The following is a 15,792-nucleotide window of genomic DNA, read 5'->3' on the forward strand; positions in this document are numbered from 1 at the left end:
GCAAGCCTCGCTCCTACAGTACCGTGCAGATCCCCCTGTAGGAGCGAGGCTTGCCCGCGAAAGCGGTCTGTCTGTCACACAATCCAGCCACAAAATATCCCTTGCTCGCCCTAATCCCTTTCGGTTATCACTTTGTACATGGTTAGACAGGTACGATTTGACAAGAAACAACGGATTATCGATGAGCTTGTCCGGCGCATCGAAAGCGGCCTCATGGAGGACGGCTTGCTATTGCCGGGTGAACATCAGTTGGCTCAAGAATTCAAGGTCAGCCGCGGCACGCTGCGTGAAGCCCTGGCCGAACTGAAACGGCGTCATTACATCGCCACGCAAAGCGGAGTCGGTTCCATCGTTACTTACGACGGCGTAGTGCTCGATCAGAGCAGCGGCTGGGCCCAGGCACTGGCGGACAGCGGGGCGTTGATCAATACCGAAGTGCTGCGACTGGAGGCGGTGACCCGTCCTGACCTGCTGTCGCGGTTCGGCACCGATCAATTCATCACCCTCGACCGTCGCCGGCGCGCCACCGACGGTACGCTGGTGTCTCTGGAACGCGCGTTAATGCCCGCGACCGGAGGCCTGGAAGGCCTGCCGCGAGTGGGACTGATTGATAACTCCCTGACCATCACGTTGGCTGCCTACGGCTATGTCGGCGAGCACGGCGATCAGTGGATCGGTGCCGAACCCTTGAACGCCGAAGACGCCGAACTGCTCGGGCGCCCGGTCGGCACGGTATTTCTCAAGGCCCTGCGCACCACCTACGACCGTCAGAACCGTTTTATGGAGCAGGTCGAAAGCCTGCTCGATCCGGTGCACTTTCGTCTGCATTTGCAGTTTGGAGCTCCAAAATGACCGCGCTCAACCGTGCCCTCGGCGCGTTCTATGGACTGGCCCTGGGCGATGCGCTGGGCATGCCGACCCAATCCCTGAGCCGCGCCGACATCAAGGCGCGCTTCGTTGAAATCACCGATCTGCAAGACGCAGGCCCCGATCAACCGATTGCCGCGAACTTGCCCAAAGGTTCGATCACCGACGATACCGAGCAGGCGATTCTGGTCGCTCGGTTGTTGATCGAAGGCGAGGGCCGGATCGAACCGGCGGTACTGGCCCAACGATTGATCGAATGGGAAGCCGGGATGCAGGCCAAGGGCTCGCAAGACTTGCTCGGCCCTTCGACCAAACGCGCGATCGAAATGATCCTCGCCGGCCACTCGCTGGAAGAGGCGGGGCGCTATGGCGCCACCAATGGCGCAGCGATGCGCATCACCCCGGTGGGGATTGCGGCCGATGTCGCCGATCCTGAGCGTTTCATCCGCTCCGTGGTGCAAGCCTGTCAGGTGACCCACAACACCACGCTGGGGATTGCCAGTGCGGCGGCGGTGGCGGCAGTGGTTTCCGCCGGGATCAACGGCATGGACCTGGGCGAGGCGTTGAACCTCGGCCAGCAATTCGCGCAGCAGGCAGAAAGTCACGGCCACTGGGTCGCCGGCGGGCGGATTGCCTCGCGCATCAGTTGGGCGCGGAGTATCGGCATCGACAGCGACAAGGCGTTGCTGGCGGATTTGCTGTACGACGTGATCGGCACTTCGGTGGCCGCACAGGAATCGGTGGTGGTGTCGTTTGCGCTGGCCCAGCAAGTGGCCATCGGCGAGATGACGGCCTTTGAAGCGCTGTGCATGGCCGCGAGCCTGGGCGGTGACACCGACACCATCGCGGCGATGCTTGGCGCCATGCTCGGGGCCTGTCTGGGGCTTGAGAGTTGGCCGGTGGCGATGATCGAGCAGGTTAAAACGGTTAACTCGTTGGAGTTGGAACCGTTGGTAAAAGGACTGTTGGCTTTACGTTGACTGGACTGGCCCCATCGCGGGCTGCCCGCGATGAATACGCCGCATACTTGAATTATTCACCCGCAATGGAACGCACAAACACGGGCAGGACGGCCGGCTGTTGTTTTGTCCTCCGAGATTGCCCACACCATAACAATTGCAAGGAGCATTTTCATGAGTTCATCGAACGCCGGGCAAAGCGCCGGACAACTGGAAACCCGTGGTATAGAACCGGTGCCGGAGGGGGAGTGCAACGGTCATCCGCTGCAACTGTTCTGGGTCTGGTTTGCGGCCAACATTTCCATTCTCGGCTTGCCGTTGGGTGCCACGCTGGTGGCCTTTCGCGGCCTGGCGATCTGGCAAGCGATCATCGTCGCGATCCTTGGTGCCGCCGGTTCTTTTGCGGTGGTGGGGATCATCTCCATTGCCGGTCGTCGTGGCCGCGCACCGAGCCTGACACTGTCGCGAGCGATCTTCGGCGTACGTGGCAATATCGGCCCGACGCTAGTCTCGCTGATGTCGCGCCTGGGTTGGGAAACGGTCAATACCACCACCGCCGCGTTCGTCCTGCTGTCGCTGTGCTCGATAGTGTTCGGCTCGCCGGTGGAAGCCAAAAGCGCGCCGCTGCTGACCCTGGTGTTCATCGCGATTTTCGTGCTGCTGACGTTGTCGGTGTCCGGTCTCGGCCACGCCACATTGTTGGTGATCCAGAAATGGGCAACCTATGTGTTCGGTGCGCTGAATATCCTGGTCGGTGGTTTCCTCTGCGCGACCATCGATTGGAGCGCCGTATTCAATGCCACGCCAGCACCGCTGAGCGCGATGATCATCGGCATCGGCACCATGGCCGCCGGTACCGGGATCGGCTGGGCCAACGCCGGCGCGGACATGTCGCGCTACCAGCACCGCAGCGTCAAAGCCGTGCGCCTGGTGGCGTCGGCGGCGTTCGGTGCGGGGATTCCGCTGGTGCTGCTGATCACCCTTGGCGGTCTGCTGTCGGTGGGTAACAACGATCTGGCCTCGGCCACTGACCCGATTGTCGCGATCCGCGACATGCTGCCGACCTGGATGGCGGTGCCGTACCTGATCACCGCGTTCGGCGGGCTACTGCTGTCGAACAACCTGTCGGTGTACTCCGCCGGGCTGACCACCTTGACCCTCGGCCTGAAGGTCAAACGCGTATACGCGGTGGTGGTCGATATCGTGGCGATCTTCGCCGGCTCGATCTATTTCATGCTGATCGCCGAGAGCTTCTACGGTCCGTTCATTACCTTCATTTCCTTGCTGGCGGTGCCCATCACGGCGTGGGTCGGGATCTTCGTGGTCGACCTGATCCATCGTCATTACTACAGCCCCAAGGACCTGCTGGACGTCAGCCCGAGCAGCGCCTACTGGTATCGCGGCGGCGTCGAGTGGCGTGCATTCGGTGCGTGGGCGGTGGCGATTGTGTTGGGTTTCAGCTTCACCACCATTGGCACCACTGAACAAGATGTCTGGTTCCGGGGCTTCCTGTCCGACTCATGGCTGGGCCACAACGGCTTGGGCTGGATCGTGACGTTCGTGGTGGCTGGCGGGATTTACTGGGTGCTCGGCGGCGCCAAGGACCGCCGCGCCGCGTTGCTCGAGCCTGTTCATGTCTAGGCTGCTGCATACCGGCCAGGTCATCATCGACCTGGTCATGGCCGTGGATAGATTGCCTCATTCGGGTGGTGACGCGCTGGCGCAATCCGCCCGTTTCGAGGCTGGCGGCGGTTTCAATGTGATGGCCGCGGCCCGACGGAACGGCTTGCCGGTGGTTTACCTCGGGCGCCATGGCAACGGCCGTTTTGGTGATCTGGCCCGGGAGGCGATGGCGGCAGAAGGCATTCGGATCGGCATCGCTCACCGTGCTGAGCGCGACACCGGGTTGTGTGTCGCACTGACTGAAGCCTCGGCCGAACGTACGTTCATTTCCTACATCGGTGCCGAAGGCGAATTGACCGCCGAAGACCTGGCCAGTGTGCCGGCCGAGGCGGGCGACTTTGTCTATGTCAGCGGCTACAGCCTGCTGCATGCCGGCAAGGCTCAGGTGCTGGTGGATTGGGTGCTGGAGTTGCCGGACGGGATCAAAGTGGTATTCGATCCGGGACCGTTGGTGGATTCGCCGGACGCACCGCTGATGAAGGCCTTGCTGCCGCGCATCGATCTGTGGACCAGCAACCGTGTCGAGGCGCTTCGGTTTACCGGGGCGTCGGACACTGCCGAGGCGTTGAATATTTTGGCGGATCAGTTGCCGACGGACGCCCTGATGGTGGTTCGCGATGGGCCGCAGGGTTGCTGGATCAGCCAGCATGGCGACCGTCAGCAGGTGCCGGGATTCAAGGTCTCGGCCGTCGACAGCAACGGTGCGGGGGATGCCCATGCCGGGGTGTTTGTGGCCGGGTTGGCGCAGGGCTTGTCGGCGGCTGAAGCGGCACGGCGGGCGAACGCGGCAGCGGCGTTGGCGGTCACTCGTTGGGGGCCGGCGACTTCGCCGGGGGCGGTGGAGGTGGACGCGTTGATCCGCGAAACTTTCAGCGCCTGATCAGCCGCCATCGGCCCTCAAATTCACCCTTAATCCTGACTTTCAACCCGCCTTGCGCAACGCCTCGATCAACTCTTGCTTGCGCATGCTCGAGCGCCCCGGAATCTTCTTCGCCCGGGCTTCCCTCATCAGGCTGTCCACCGTCTGGGTATCGCGTGACGCCTTGCTGTTGCGCGGTTTGCCCTCACGGGTGGCGACGGCACGGCGGGCTGATTCCTTGCGATCGGCAGACTTGGCAGCGGCCGGTTTCTTGCGTCCCGAGCCGCCGGCGCGCTCACCGCCACCCGACTGCTTGTTTACCGTCGCCCAGGCGCGGGCCTCGGCTTCATCTTTCGACACGCCTTTGCGTTCGTAGCTTTCTTCGATGTGTTCGGCCTTGCGTTTCTGCTCGGCGGTGTATTTGTCTTTGCTTCCACGAGGCATGGGATTTCTCCTGGCTATAGGAGCTGGCGCAGGCTTCGCCAGCTCCTGCTCGTTTAGTTATCCAGTTTGCGCGCCGCCTCAACCCCAGCGGCGCTGAGTTTGATCGGCAGGTTCAGCGAATGCTCGCCGGCTTCGTTGCAGATCACATGACCGTGCTGGATCAGCCCACGCTCTTGCAGCGTCGCAAGGGTGCTGGCCACGACTTTCTCCCCCCGGTAATTGTCCAGAACCTCCTTGCCCAAGCCACTTGGATGGGCATGCAGCAGGCGGGTCAGGACTTCTTTTTCCAGGTTTTTATCGACGTTCATGGTGACCTCTTGGTTGGGATGGACGAGTGTTGCTCCTCGCTCGCATTGGCGAGCCCTTACTCGATATTGGTCCGTCCCCGACCGGGATTGGTGCCTGATGAACGACGAGCGGTGTGGCTCTGGCTCCTCAGCCGACGCCGATTTCTTCCTTGAACAGCTCCATGAATCCCTTCAAGCGTTGATGGCGAACCTGTGCCAGACGCTGGCCGGTGGTCGTTTGGAAGCCGTCCGCCAGGTGCAGCAATTTGGTCTGGAAATGATCGAGGCAAAAGCGTTTGTCATCGTAGTCCCGCTCGTTTGCCTCCGGGTCCACAGGGTCGTACAGCGCGCTGTCCATGCGCCCGGCAATGTAGAAGGTACGCGCCACGCCGAGCATGCCAAGCGAGTCGAGGCGGTCGGCGTCCTGGATGATTCGGGCTTCGAGGGTCGTGGGTGTGATGTTGGCGCTGAAGCTATGGGCCTCAATGGCATGGACGACCGCGGTGATTTTTGCGTCAGGCCAATCCATGGCTGTCAGCACTGTCGACGCTTTCCGCGCCGCCAGCCGTGACGCCTGGGAACGCAGCGGCGAGTTCTTCTCCACCGCCACGCAATCGTGCAACAGCACGGCGGCCAGCAGCACCTCAAGATCACCGCTTTCTTCAGCATGAAGCGTGCGCACGTTGTGCCATACCCGTTGCAAGTGCGACAGATCGTGGGCGCCATCCTCGCCAGGTTCCAGCGCATGGGGCAGCAGTTCAGAGGCTAGATTCTGCAGAGGTGCGAAAGCAGCGGTGCTCATAAATGTCCTAAGTATGAAAACGCTTTTGTGGCGAGGGAGCTTGCTCCAATGCCAGTAAGTTAAACCGTAAATGCAATCCGTAGCAGCTGCCGAGCCTGCGAGGCAGCTGCTACGGAGAGTGTGTTACGGCTGAGATTACTTAGCGAATCGACATTAGCCACAAAGGCCCCCTCCATCATTTCAAATGTGACGAGCGCCGCGCGCGGACTTAGTATGGCGTTTTCAACTTTTGACAAGGCACGTCCATGACGATCGAAATCCGCCCGGCAACCCCCAGCGATGCTCCGCAAATCCTCGCGTTCATCACTGAACTGGCCGACTTCGAACGTGCCCGCCACGAAGTCATCGCCAGCGTCGCCGACATCGAGCGCAGCCTGTTCAGCGAAGGCGCCACCGCCCATGGCCTGATCTGCCTGCGCGATGGCCTGCCGATCGGCTTCGCGGTGTTCTTCTTCAGCTATTCCACCTGGCTGGGCAGCAATTGCCTGTACCTAGAAGACCTCTACATCACCCCTGAACAACGGGGCGGCGGCGCCGGTAAAACCTTGCTGCGCCACCTGGCAAAAATCGCCTGTGCCAATGACTGCGGCCGTTTCGAATGGAGCGTGCTGGACTGGAACAAACCGGCGATTGAATTCTACAAATCCCTCGGCGCACAACCGCAGGAAGAGTGGGTGCGGTATCGGATGGATGGGGCGGTGCTAAGGGATTTTGCCGAGGGCGGCTGATCGATTGATGGCGATCTGATACGCATCGGTTGTCTACACCGCTCTAGTCCTGCATTCTGTGCGCCTTTTGCGCGCTCACGGACGACACTTGCAATGCCTTTGGCACCCTTTCTCCACGCCCGTGGAGCCTTCGCCGCGTCAATGAGTGACTGGCGATGAGCGGACTTCGGGCGACGATGCGTTTGTATGGCCTGGTGAAAAAACTCGGCTCCACGGACGACCGCCATCGCCAGCCGGTGGACATCCTTTGCACCCTCAATCGCACGGGCGGTAAGGCGATCCGGGCGTTCGTCTCGCGTCTGGATGCCGAGTTGATGGCGCGCAGTCGCGGTCTTGAGGAGTACCGCGTTGTCCCGCTTCGCACGTTCGATCCAAATCAGTTGATCCAGGATCATCAGGGCTGGCTGACGCTGCACGTCTGCTGTGGCTTCGTTGTCCTGGCGGATCAATCGTTATTGAACGATGGCACATTGTTGCCCATGGGCTGGTACGTCTATTCCGACATCGGTCAATGGACCGCAGAGCATTACATCGACTTCGGCCCGCAAATGACTAGCCTGCTGCAGACGTCCTATAACCGGATCGGCTTGCGCGACTACAACGCTTGGCTCAATGACTTCGACAGCGTCTCGGATGCGGATATGGAATGGCAAGTCGCCGAAGCCTGGCAAACCCTTCACAACGTTTCATCTCCCGACAGCCATGACGATTGTCACGCGCTATTCGACCCGGTCGATAACCGCTGGCGCTTCGCCGCGGCCGACATTGATATCTATCAGCCTCACCCTGAACCTCAGTAGCAAGGAGCTTTGACTTGAGTGGAAAACCCGCTGCGCGCGTCACCGACCCGACCGCGTGCCCGTTGCCGGGCCATGGCACCAACCCGATCGTGTCTGGTTCCCCGGACGTGTTCTTCGACGGCCTCGGCGCTGCCCGAATGACCGATAAATCCGCCTGCGGCAGCCCGATCACCGGCGCGGTCTCCAGCACGGTATTTATCAATGGCCTCAACGCTGCAACGCTCGATAGTACGGGCGGGCATGGCAACGTGGTGGTTGGAGGCTCCGGCACCGTCATTATTGGGCAAAGCGGGGGAGGCGCCACGTTCAGTGGGTTGTTGCCGATGCCGGTGCATTTCACGGACAGGTTGCAAGTGGTCAATGAGGCGACTGGAGAGCCGGTTCCCTATCACCCCTACACCATTCAGCGTGGGGACGGCAGCGAAGAGCATGGCATCACGGATGCGTCCGGGTTTACCCATACTGTCAGTTCGCATTTGGCTGAAACCATTAAATTGTTTGTGGAGTAATTGGGGATGCCAGGTGAAAACGCGGCAGCGAAGGAAGCGTTGCCGAAAAGACAGGTTTGCGATCATCCACTGACAGACCCAAAAGACACTTCGGTGAAGCAGGTTGCCATTACGGTAAAGAAAATATTTATCTTTTTTATCGGTGGGGCTGGGGATCAGGAAAGTTACTACTTGAGTGGTCCTAACTGGAACGTCAGTTATGTTCGTGACGACGTGTTGGCGGATGCTGATGCTCTGAACTATCTCTGTCGGTGCCCTGTACGGGCAATGGCCTACAATAAATTTATAACTGATGAAGATTTGGCAAAAAATGTTCTGAGTGAAATTCCTGACACCTCCACAGCGGTTTATATTGTTGGACACAGTCTGGGTGGCTGGAACGGTGCACACCTCTCCAGTGTGTTGACGGATAAGGGGTACAAAATAAGGATGTTGATTACTCTGGACCCGGTGGGCGAAGGGAAAATTGTCTACGGCATTTCCAATATTTACAGGTTGACTCCTAAACCCAAAGCAGAATTCTGGATCAATGTCCGAGCTGCAAAAGTAAACGACCGGAACGTGTCTGACTTTGTTGCGGACTTCGGTGAGCAATGGGAGATTACGTCGGGTCCGAATGTAAGTGGCAGGGTGGATGTCAATCATGCAGATGCGAACATTATGTTCGCGAAGCCGTTAGACGGTGGAAAGTCTGCTCGCCAGTTGTTGGCGGAGTCCATACTCAGCTACTTTAAAGAGAAATAACTATGCGCAATTTTGTTTTTTGTCTTTTTATGGTGTTGTGTGCTTCGTGCTCTTCAAAACACGGAAGACCCATCGCGACGCTTCATTACGAGAAGGTGGAAACTTCACCGAGTGGTAATTCCTATCAGATAAGGTTTACCAGTGATACAGAGCTTTTGGGTTTGTTCAAGTCCAAGATCGGTGAGGGATTGGTATGTGCGCTGGAAGATGATCTTGACTTTTCCGTCGGGCATTACATAAAACGCTCTGGAAGAGGGACTGTCGAATTTGTGAAAGACTCTTCAGGTGAGCATTATATTTCAATGATCCTCTTCCGCGAGGCTGAGGAACTGCAAGGGAAAGAGACTATTCTCACCGGTCAAGCACTGCGTGAGATTCTCGATAAGCGTGAGTTCATGTTGTGCACGTTCAGAGTTCATACCACTCGTTACAAAACATACTTCTCAAATGTTATGCGCGTGCCGACAGCAGATCTGTTGAAGGCAGCTGCTAAAGAGTAATAGCGAACGGTTAGGCTTCTTGTCAGAAAGCAAGCAGCCTTACTGCACACTCGCTTCCCAGTTACCGCTCATCAAACCATCAAGTGCCTGCCTCACGGTGATCTTGAAAACCCCGGCCTTTCCCTCATCGAAGGCCGATTTCCAGTACGTATACCCCTGACTGAAATCAGCAATCTCGGCGGTCTAACCCACGCGGTGGGTGAGGCCGAGTTGCAGAGCTTTGGCGAAGAAAATCTAGCTATATTTGTAAATCCCATAATGTGGGAATGATATTTATATATTGAGATTTCTCTGCGTCCAGGTCTATAGTCCAGCTCACTCACTGCCAAAAAACAAAACAGGTGAAGCGATGCTGGCGCAATTGATCGCGCTCGATTGGGGGACAACCTCATTACGTGCTTACAAACTCGGCTTCGGTGGCCAGGTGCTGGAACAGCGTGCGCTGTCGTCCGGGATCATGCAGTTGCCCAAGACGCCGCGAACCATCGCCGGTCAGGCATGCGCCGACGGTTTTGAACTGGCCTTTGATGAGGCTTGCGGTGACTGGCTCGACGCGCAGCCCGACGTTCCGGTGATTGCCTGTGGCATGGTCGGCAGTGCTCAGGGCTGGCGCGAAGCGGCTTACTGCGACACGCCGGCGAACGTCGCCAATCTCGGAACTTCCCTACAAACCGTTCGCAGTCTTCGCGGTGTCGATGTGCACATCGTGCCGGGTGTGATTCAGCGTTCGCATTTGCCCAACGTCATGCGTGGCGAGGAAACCCAGGTCCTCGGCGTATTGCAGAATCTGCCGGACGAGGCGGGTAGCGATCTGTTGATCGGCCTGCCGGGCAGTCATTCGAAATGGGTGCAAGTGGCCGACGGCTGCATCGTGCATTTCGATACCTTCATGACCGGCGAAGTCTTCGCCGTGCTCAGCGAACACAGCATTCTGGGGCGCACTCAGCAGCGCGGCGGGTCTTTTGATGGCGAGGCGTTTGACCGTGGCGTGCAAGTGGCGCTGTCGGCGGACGGCGAGATCGGGCCGCTGTCGACGTTGTTCAGTGCCCGCAGTCTGGGGCTGACCGGCGAGCTGAGCGCCAGCGCTCAACCGGACTATCTGTCCGGCCTGTTGATCGGCCATGAACTGTCGGCCCTGGCCAATGTTCAGCGGCGTCGACGCAATAGCGTGCACCTGCCCTCGATCATCCTTATCGGCAATGCCCAACTCTGCACTCGCTACAGTCGGGCGCTCGACGCCTGCGGTTTTACCCGGGTGACCCTGGCCGAGCAGGCCACCGAACGCGGCTTGTGGCAGTTGGCGGTCGCCGCCGGACTGGTCACTGCAAACCCATCCCGTTAAACCTGACTGGAGGTCTGACATGCTCAAGCAAGCATTGGCACAAAACGGTCTGATCGCGATCTTGCGTGGCCTGCGTCCGCAAGAGGCGGCAGCCGTCGGCGAAGTCCTGTATTCGGCCGGATTTCGCGTCATCGAAGTGCCGCTTAATTCCCCTGAGCCGTACGAAAGTATCCGCATCCTGCGCAACACATTACCCGCCGATTGCCTGATCGGCGCGGGCACGGTGCTGACGCCGGAACAGGTCGAGCAAGTGAAAGCGGCGGGCGGGCAGGTGATCGTCATGCCCCACAGCGATGCCAAGGTGTTGCGCGCGGCGAAGGCAGCAGGGCTGTTCCTGTCGCCGGGCGTGGCGACGCCGACCGAAGCCTTTGCAGCCCTGGCCGAAGGGGCGGATGTGCTGAAGATGTTCCCGGCCGAGCAGATGGGCCCAGCCGTAGTGAAAGCCTGGCTGGCGGTGTTGCCGGCGGGGACGGTGCTGGTGCCGGTGGGCGGGATTACGCCAGACAACATGCAGGTGTTTGTCGAGGCCGGCGTCAAAGGTTTCGGTCTCGGCTCCGGGTTGTTCAAACCGGGCATGACGGCTGACGAAGTAGCGGTGCGCGCCAAGGCATATGTCGCTGCATGGAACGCTCTGCGTTAAGACTTTCTGGCGCTGTGAGCGCTGCATCTACAAGAGAGACAATAGAGATGAAAATCACCAAACTCACCACCTTCATCGTTCCGCCGCGCTGGTGCTTCCTCAAGGTCGAGACCGACGAGGGCGTGACCGGTTGGGGCGAGCCCGTGGTCGAAGGCCGCGCGCACACCGTCGCTGCTGCGGTCGAGGAATTGTCCGACTACCTGATCGGTAAAGATCCACGCAACATCGAAGACATCTGGACCGTGCTCTACCGTGGCGGCTTCTACCGGGGCGGGGCGATCCACATGAGCGCGCTGGCCGGTATCGACCAGGCATTGTGGGACATCAAGGGCAAGGCGCTGGGGGTGTCGGTCAGCGATCTGTTGGGCGGCCAGGTGCGGGACAAGATCCGGGTGTATTCGTGGATCGGTGGTGATCGCCCGGCGGACACTGCTCGCGCCGCGAAAGAAGCGGTCAGCCGTGGTTTCACCGCAGTGAAAATGAACGGCACCGAAGAACTGCAATTCCTCGATTCCTTTGAGAAAGTCGACCTGGCGCTGGCCAACGTTGCCGCCGTGCGCGATGCGGTCGGCCCGAATGTCGGCATCGGCGTGGACTTCCATGGTCGGGTACACAAGCCGATGGCCAAGGTGCTGATGAAGGAGCTCGACCCGTACAAACTGATGTTCATTGAAGAACCAGTGCTCAGTGAAAACTACGAAGCGCTGAAGGAGCTGGCGCCGCTGACCAGCACGCCGATTGCCCTTGGCGAGCGGTTGTTCTCGCGCTGGGATTTCAAGCGTGTGCTTAGCGAAGGCTACGTCGACATCATCCAGCCTGATGCGTCCCACGCGGGCGGCATCACCGAAACCCGCAAGATCGCCAACATGGCCGAAGCCTACGACGTGGCGCTGGCGCTGCATTGCCCATTGGGGCCGATTGCCCTGGCGGCGTGCCTGCAACTGGACGCGGTTTGCTACAACGCGTTCATTCAGGAACAGAGCCTGGGCATCCATTACAACGAGAGCAATGACCTGCTCGATTACGTGAAAGACCCGCGAGTGTTCGACTACGACAAAGGCTTCGTGAAGATCCCCAATGGGCCGGGTTTGGGGATCGAGATCAACGAGGAATACGTGATTGAGCGTGCTGCCGTCGGCCACCGCTGGCGCAACCCGATCTGGCGCCATGCCGATGGCAGTTTTGCCGAGTGGTGATACTCACGCGGTGATCGTTCCCACGCTCTGCGTGGGAATTCCTCGCCGGACGCTCTTGGCCGCATGGCTGCATTCCCGCGCAGAGCGTAGGAACGATCAACCACCATGACCTCAATAAACATAAGAAGAGGCACCCCCATGCAACCGCAAACCCTCACCGGGCAGGCGTCGTTGGTGACGCCCAGTCGCAAGCGTTTTTTCATCATGGTCCTGTTGTTCATCACGGTGGTGATCAACTACCTGGACCGCAGCAACCTGTCCATTGCCGCCCCGGCGCTGACCAGCGACCTGGGCATCGATCCGATTCATGTCGGGCTGATTTTTTCCGCATTCGGCTGGACCTACGCCGCCATGCAGATCCCCGGCGGCTGGCTGGTGGACCGGGTGCCGCCGCGTATTCTCTATAGCGTTGCATTGCTGCTGTGGTCGCTGGCCACGGTGATGCTCGGTTTCGCCGCCAGTTTTATCGCATTGTTCGTGCTGCGCATGGCGGTCGGAGCGCTGGAAGCGCCGGCGTACCCGATCAACAGCCGCGTAGTGACAACCTGGTTCCCCGAGCGCGAACGCGCCACAGCCATCGGTTTCTACACCTCCGGGCAATTCGTCGGCCTGGCGTTCCTGACGCCGGTGCTTGCCTGGCTGCAACACCAATATGGCTGGCACATGGTGTTTGTCAGCACCGGTGTGGTGGGCATCCTTTGGGCAGTGATCTGGTACGCGGTGTATCGCGAACCACGGGATTTCAAGGGCGCCAATGACGCGGAAATCGAGCTGATCCGCGAGGGTGGCGGGTTGGTGGATATTCAGGCCGAAGCCGCCAGGGCCAAGGCGAAATTCAGCTGGATCGACCTCGGGATTGTCCTGAGCAAGCGCAAGTTGTGGGGCATTTACCTCGGCCAGTTCTGCCTCAATTCGACCTTGTGGTTTTTCCTGACATGGTTCCCGACTTACCTGGTGAAATATCGTGGCATGGACTTCATCAAGTCTGGCTTGCTGGCGTCACTGCCGTTTCTCGCAGCGTTTGTCGGCGTGCTGTGCTCGGGGTTCTTCTCGGATTTTTTGATCCGTCGCGGCTACACCGTAGGCTTCGCCCGCAAGCTACCGATCATTGGCGGACTGCTGATTTCCACCTCGATCATCGGCGCCAACTTCGTCGAATCGACGCCGCTGGTGATTGCCTTCCTCGCGCTGGCTTTCTTCGGCAACGGTCTGGCCTCGATCACTTGGTCGCTGGTGTCGACCCTGGCCCCGGCGCGCTTGCTCGGGCTGACCGGTGGGGTGTTCAATTTCATCGGCAACCTGGCGGCGATTACCACGCCGATTGTCATCGGTTTCCTTGCCTCCGGTGATTCGTTTGCCCCGGCGATCACCTATATCTCGGTTCTGGCGTTGCTGGGCGCGCTGTCCTACGTGTTGCTGGTGGGCAAGGTCGAGCGTATCAAGTTGTAGTCGCAGCCGTCGGGCGACCATAATGCCGCCCGTTCCCTCGCTCAACGGTAAAGGCTGGATATGCAGGAAGACGCCCCAAAAATCGCCAAGGACGCCGCGCCGACCGGCACCCAGACACTGCTTCGCGGCCTGGGTGTGGTGCAGGCGGTGGCCAGTGGCGCCCGCGATCTCAAGGAAATCGCCCGGCTGATCGGCACGACGCGCAGCACCACCCATCGTCTGGCCAGTTGCCTGGTGGACGAGCGTTATCTGCGGGTGGTGCCGCAGGTCGGCTATCTGTTGGGGCCGAAACTGATCGAGCTGGGTTTTCAGGCGCGCGAAGAGCTGCCGTTGGTGACGCTGGCCGGGCCGTATCTGGATGAGTTGTCGGCATTGACCGGCGACACCATTCATCTGGCGATTCGTGAAGGCGACGAGGTGCTGTACCTGCTCAAGAATCCGGGGCGCAATGGCCCGGAAATGCGTTCGCGGGTCGGCCATCGCATGCCGTTGGCGCGTACCGGGATTGGTAAGGCGCTGATGCTTGATGACTCGCAGGAAGAATGGCAACGGCTGTATGAAATCAGCTTGCCGGTGGGCGGGAAAAATCAGTTCTGGCCACAGCACCCGGAGCAATCCTGGGAGCAGTTTCAGCAGCGCATGATCGAGTACGTGGCCGGCGGTTACGCCTTCGACCTGGAAGACAACGAACCGTCGATCCGCTGCGTGGCGGCACCGATTCGCGATGCCAGCAAGCGCATTGTCGCCGGCATCAGCATCGCCAGCACCGTGCCGTACATGCCGCTGGAAAAAATGGCCGAGCTGATTCCCCTGATCAAAGGGGTCACAGCCCGGCTGTCGGCGGAATTGGGCCTGAAGGTTTAGAGTTTCAGCGTCGCCATGTCGATCACGAAGCGGTATTTCACGTCACCGGCGATCATGCGGGTGTAAGCCTCGTTGATCTGGCGGATGTCGAGCATTTCGATGTCGCAGGAGATGCCGTGCTCGGCGCAGAAGTCCAGTACTTCCTGGGTTTCGGCGATGCCGCCGATCAGTGAGCCGGCCAGCATGCGACGACCCAATACCAGTTTGGCAGCATGCACCGGCGGATCGATCGGCTCGATCAAGCCCACCAGAATGTGCACGCCGTCGAAACGCAGGGTATCGAGGTAGGGGTTGAGGTCGTGCTGCACCGGAATGGTGTCCAGCAGGAAGTCGAATTGTCCGGCGGCGGCCTTCATCTGTTCGGCATCGGTGGACACGATCACGTGGTCCGCGCCTTGGCGACGACCTTCTTCAGCCTTGCTCGCCGAGCGGGTGAACAAGGTCACCTCAGCGCCCATCGCCTTGGCGAACTTGATCCCCATGTGACCGAGACCGCCCATGCCAAGAATCCCGACCTTGTCACCGGCCTTCACGCCGTAGTGCTTGAGCGGCGAGTAGGTGGTGATGCCGGCACATAGAATCGGCGCGGCGCTGGCCAGGTCGAGCTTCTCCGGGATGCGCACGACAAAGTGCTCGCTGACCACGATGCTGTCGGAGTAACCGCCCATCGTGTTGCTGCCATCGACCCGGTCCGGGGTGGCGTACGTCATGGTCGGGCCTTCGAGGCAGTATTGCTCCAGATCGGCCTGGCAGGCTTCGCAATGGCGGCACGAGTCAACCATGCAACCGACGCCGACCAGATCGCCGACTTTGTGTTTAGTAACGTTCGCGCCGACGGCGGTCACTTTGCCGACGATCTCATGGCCGGGCATCAGCGGGTAAACCGCAATGCCCCACTCGTTGCGCGCCTGGTGGATGTCGGAATGGCAGACGCCGCAGTAGAGAATCTCGATTGCGACGTCGTCGGGCCGTGGACTGCGGCGTTCGAATTTCATCGGGGCGAGGGGAGTGGTGGGCGACTGAGCGGCGTATCCGATGGCGGTGTACATGGTGAACCTCGCAAAGCAGTGACAGGTGAGGCGAGCCATTCTGGGCACCGCACGGGTGACCGGCCATGGC

Annotated in this window: 18 protein-coding genes; 14 read left to right on the plus strand and 4 right to left on the minus strand. The window is 59.9% G+C overall.

What is annotated here, in order from left to right; genetic code table 11:
• The first annotated feature begins 138 nt into the window (after nt 1-138).
• The 4 genes from PGR6_RS07435 (at nt 139) to PGR6_RS07450 (ending at nt 4,389) form a co-directional block, all read left to right on the plus strand.
• Nucleotides 139-852, plus strand: a complete 714-nt coding sequence (locus PGR6_RS07435) for a GntR family transcriptional regulator (protein WP_026286427.1) — start codon at nt 139-141, stop codon at nt 850-852.
• Nucleotides 849-1,847 carry an ADP-ribosylglycohydrolase family protein gene (locus tag PGR6_RS07440; RefSeq protein ID WP_064616602.1) on the plus strand — a complete coding sequence of 333 codons (999 nt, stop codon included), beginning with the start codon at nt 849-851 and terminating at the stop codon, nt 1,845-1,847. Before PGR6_RS07435 ends, PGR6_RS07440 begins: the two co-directional genes overlap by 4 nt.
• A 153-nt stretch (nt 1,848-2,000) precedes the next feature.
• Entirely contained in the window at nt 2,001-3,467 is a 1,467-nt protein-coding gene (locus PGR6_RS07445) for a purine-cytosine permease family protein (RefSeq protein ID WP_064616603.1), read from the plus strand.
• A complete protein-coding gene (locus PGR6_RS07450) occupies nt 3,460-4,389 on the plus strand; it encodes a PfkB family carbohydrate kinase (protein ID WP_064616605.1) in 930 nt (309 codons plus the stop codon). The genes PGR6_RS07445 and PGR6_RS07450 overlap by 8 nt, the downstream gene beginning before the upstream one ends.
• Nucleotides 4,390-4,431: 42 nt before the next feature.
• On the opposite strand, the gene PGR6_RS07455 is transcribed toward PGR6_RS07450, so the two are convergent.
• The 3 genes from PGR6_RS07455 to PGR6_RS07465 all read right to left on the minus strand — a co-directional run bounded on the left by PGR6_RS07455 (nt 4,432) and on the right by PGR6_RS07465 (nt 5,901).
• Entirely contained in the window at nt 4,432-4,812 is a 381-nt protein-coding gene (locus PGR6_RS07455) for a Rho termination factor N-terminal domain-containing protein (RefSeq protein ID WP_018926198.1), read from the minus strand.
• A 53-nt stretch (nt 4,813-4,865) separates the two neighbouring features.
• The gene (locus PGR6_RS07460) at nt 4,866-5,120 is read right to left on the minus strand and encodes a hypothetical protein (RefSeq protein ID WP_018926197.1); all 255 of its coding nucleotides are present in this window, start codon (nt 5,118-5,120) and stop codon (nt 4,866-4,868) included.
• 127 nt (nt 5,121-5,247) lie between these two features.
• Entirely contained in the window at nt 5,248-5,901 is a 654-nt protein-coding gene (locus PGR6_RS07465) for an HD domain-containing protein (RefSeq protein WP_064616607.1), read from the minus strand.
• Between the two features lie 245 nt (nt 5,902-6,146).
• Between PGR6_RS07465 and PGR6_RS07470 the strand changes: the two genes are divergently transcribed.
• The 10 genes from PGR6_RS07470 (at nt 6,147) to PGR6_RS07515 (ending at nt 14,673) form a co-directional block, all read left to right on the plus strand.
• Nucleotides 6,147-6,629, plus strand: coding sequence for a GNAT family N-acetyltransferase (locus tag PGR6_RS07470; protein ID WP_018926195.1), 483 nt, complete (start codon nt 6,147-6,149; stop codon nt 6,627-6,629).
• 155 nt (nt 6,630-6,784) lie between these two features.
• The gene (locus PGR6_RS07475; RefSeq protein WP_064616609.1) at nt 6,785-7,429 is read left to right on the plus strand and encodes a hypothetical protein; all 645 of its coding nucleotides are present in this window, start codon (nt 6,785-6,787) and stop codon (nt 7,427-7,429) included.
• Between the two features lie 14 nt (nt 7,430-7,443).
• On the plus strand, nt 7,444-7,938 hold the full coding sequence (locus PGR6_RS07480) for a PAAR domain-containing protein (protein WP_064616611.1): 495 nt from the start codon (nt 7,444-7,446) through the stop codon (nt 7,936-7,938).
• Nucleotides 7,939-7,944: 6 nt separating this feature from the next.
• Nucleotides 7,945-8,682 carry a hypothetical protein gene (locus PGR6_RS07485; RefSeq protein WP_064616613.1) on the plus strand — a complete coding sequence of 246 codons (738 nt, stop codon included), beginning with the start codon at nt 7,945-7,947 and terminating at the stop codon, nt 8,680-8,682.
• Nucleotides 8,683-8,684: 2 nt separating this feature from the next.
• Nucleotides 8,685-9,182, plus strand: a complete 498-nt coding sequence (locus tag PGR6_RS07490) for a hypothetical protein (protein ID WP_064616615.1) — start codon at nt 8,685-8,687, stop codon at nt 9,180-9,182.
• Between the two features lie 349 nt (nt 9,183-9,531).
• The gene (locus PGR6_RS07495) at nt 9,532-10,524 is read left to right on the plus strand and encodes a 2-dehydro-3-deoxygalactonokinase (RefSeq protein WP_064616617.1); all 993 of its coding nucleotides are present in this window, start codon (nt 9,532-9,534) and stop codon (nt 10,522-10,524) included.
• Nucleotides 10,525-10,543: 19 nt separating this feature from the next.
• On the plus strand, nt 10,544-11,164 hold the full coding sequence (locus tag PGR6_RS07500) for a 2-dehydro-3-deoxy-6-phosphogalactonate aldolase (RefSeq protein ID WP_064616619.1): 621 nt from the start codon (nt 10,544-10,546) through the stop codon (nt 11,162-11,164).
• 47 nt (nt 11,165-11,211) lie between these two features.
• On the plus strand, nt 11,212-12,360 hold the full coding sequence (dgoD, locus tag PGR6_RS07505) for a galactonate dehydratase (RefSeq protein ID WP_007903915.1): 1,149 nt from the start codon (nt 11,212-11,214) through the stop codon (nt 12,358-12,360).
• 138 nt (nt 12,361-12,498) lie between these two features.
• Complete coding sequence (locus tag PGR6_RS07510) at nt 12,499-13,809, plus strand: MFS transporter (RefSeq protein ID WP_019582752.1); 1,311 nt, start codon at nt 12,499-12,501, stop codon at nt 13,807-13,809.
• 60 nt (nt 13,810-13,869) lie between these two features.
• Nucleotides 13,870-14,673, plus strand: coding sequence for an IclR family transcriptional regulator (locus PGR6_RS07515; protein ID WP_018926186.1), 804 nt, complete (start codon nt 13,870-13,872; stop codon nt 14,671-14,673).
• Here PGR6_RS07515 and PGR6_RS07520 read toward each other — a convergent pair.
• Nucleotides 14,670-15,722: an NAD(P)-dependent alcohol dehydrogenase gene (locus PGR6_RS07520; protein ID WP_019650465.1), complete on the minus strand. Its 1,053-nt coding sequence runs from the start codon at nt 15,720-15,722 to the stop codon at nt 14,670-14,672. The genes PGR6_RS07515 and PGR6_RS07520 overlap by 4 nt on opposite strands.
• Between the last annotated feature and the right edge of the window lie 70 nt (nt 15,723-15,792).

Source organism: Pseudomonas sp. GR 6-02 (assembly GCF_001655615.1).
Classification (GTDB): Bacteria; Pseudomonadota; Gammaproteobacteria; order Pseudomonadales; family Pseudomonadaceae; genus Aquipseudomonas.

Bases quoted from the DNA above. Each gene is read 5' to 3' on its own strand.
- PGR6_RS07435 (WP_026286427.1), top strand. From the start codon at position 139: ATGGTTAGACAGGTACGATTTGACAAGAAACAACGGATTATCGATGAG.
- PGR6_RS07440 (WP_064616602.1), top strand. From the start codon at position 849: ATGACCGCGCTCAACCGTGCCCTCGGCGCGTTCTATGGACTGGCCCTG.
- PGR6_RS07445 (WP_064616603.1), top strand. From the start codon at position 2,001: ATGAGTTCATCGAACGCCGGGCAAAGCGCCGGACAACTGGAAACCCGT.
- PGR6_RS07450 (WP_064616605.1), top strand. From the start codon at position 3,460: ATGTCTAGGCTGCTGCATACCGGCCAGGTCATCATCGACCTGGTCATG.
- PGR6_RS07455 (WP_018926198.1), bottom strand. From the start codon at position 4,812: ATGCCTCGTGGAAGCAAAGACAAATACACCGCCGAGCAGAAACGCAAG.
- PGR6_RS07460 (WP_018926197.1), bottom strand. From the start codon at position 5,120: ATGAACGTCGATAAAAACCTGGAAAAAGAAGTCCTGACCCGCCTGCTG.
- PGR6_RS07465 (WP_064616607.1), bottom strand. From the start codon at position 5,901: ATGAGCACCGCTGCTTTCGCACCTCTGCAGAATCTAGCCTCTGAACTG.
- PGR6_RS07470 (WP_018926195.1), top strand. From the start codon at position 6,147: ATGACGATCGAAATCCGCCCGGCAACCCCCAGCGATGCTCCGCAAATC.
- PGR6_RS07475 (WP_064616609.1), top strand. From the start codon at position 6,785: ATGAGCGGACTTCGGGCGACGATGCGTTTGTATGGCCTGGTGAAAAAA.
- PGR6_RS07485 (WP_064616613.1), top strand. From the start codon at position 7,945: ATGCCAGGTGAAAACGCGGCAGCGAAGGAAGCGTTGCCGAAAAGACAG.
- PGR6_RS07490 (WP_064616615.1), top strand. From the start codon at position 8,685: ATGCGCAATTTTGTTTTTTGTCTTTTTATGGTGTTGTGTGCTTCGTGC.
- PGR6_RS07495 (WP_064616617.1), top strand. From the start codon at position 9,532: ATGCTGGCGCAATTGATCGCGCTCGATTGGGGGACAACCTCATTACGT.
- PGR6_RS07500 (WP_064616619.1), top strand. From the start codon at position 10,544: ATGCTCAAGCAAGCATTGGCACAAAACGGTCTGATCGCGATCTTGCGT.
- dgoD (WP_007903915.1), top strand. From the start codon at position 11,212: ATGAAAATCACCAAACTCACCACCTTCATCGTTCCGCCGCGCTGGTGC.
- PGR6_RS07510 (WP_019582752.1), top strand. From the start codon at position 12,499: ATGCAACCGCAAACCCTCACCGGGCAGGCGTCGTTGGTGACGCCCAGT.
- PGR6_RS07515 (WP_018926186.1), top strand. From the start codon at position 13,870: ATGCAGGAAGACGCCCCAAAAATCGCCAAGGACGCCGCGCCGACCGGC.
- PGR6_RS07520 (WP_019650465.1), bottom strand. From the start codon at position 15,722: ATGTACACCGCCATCGGATACGCCGCTCAGTCGCCCACCACTCCCCTC.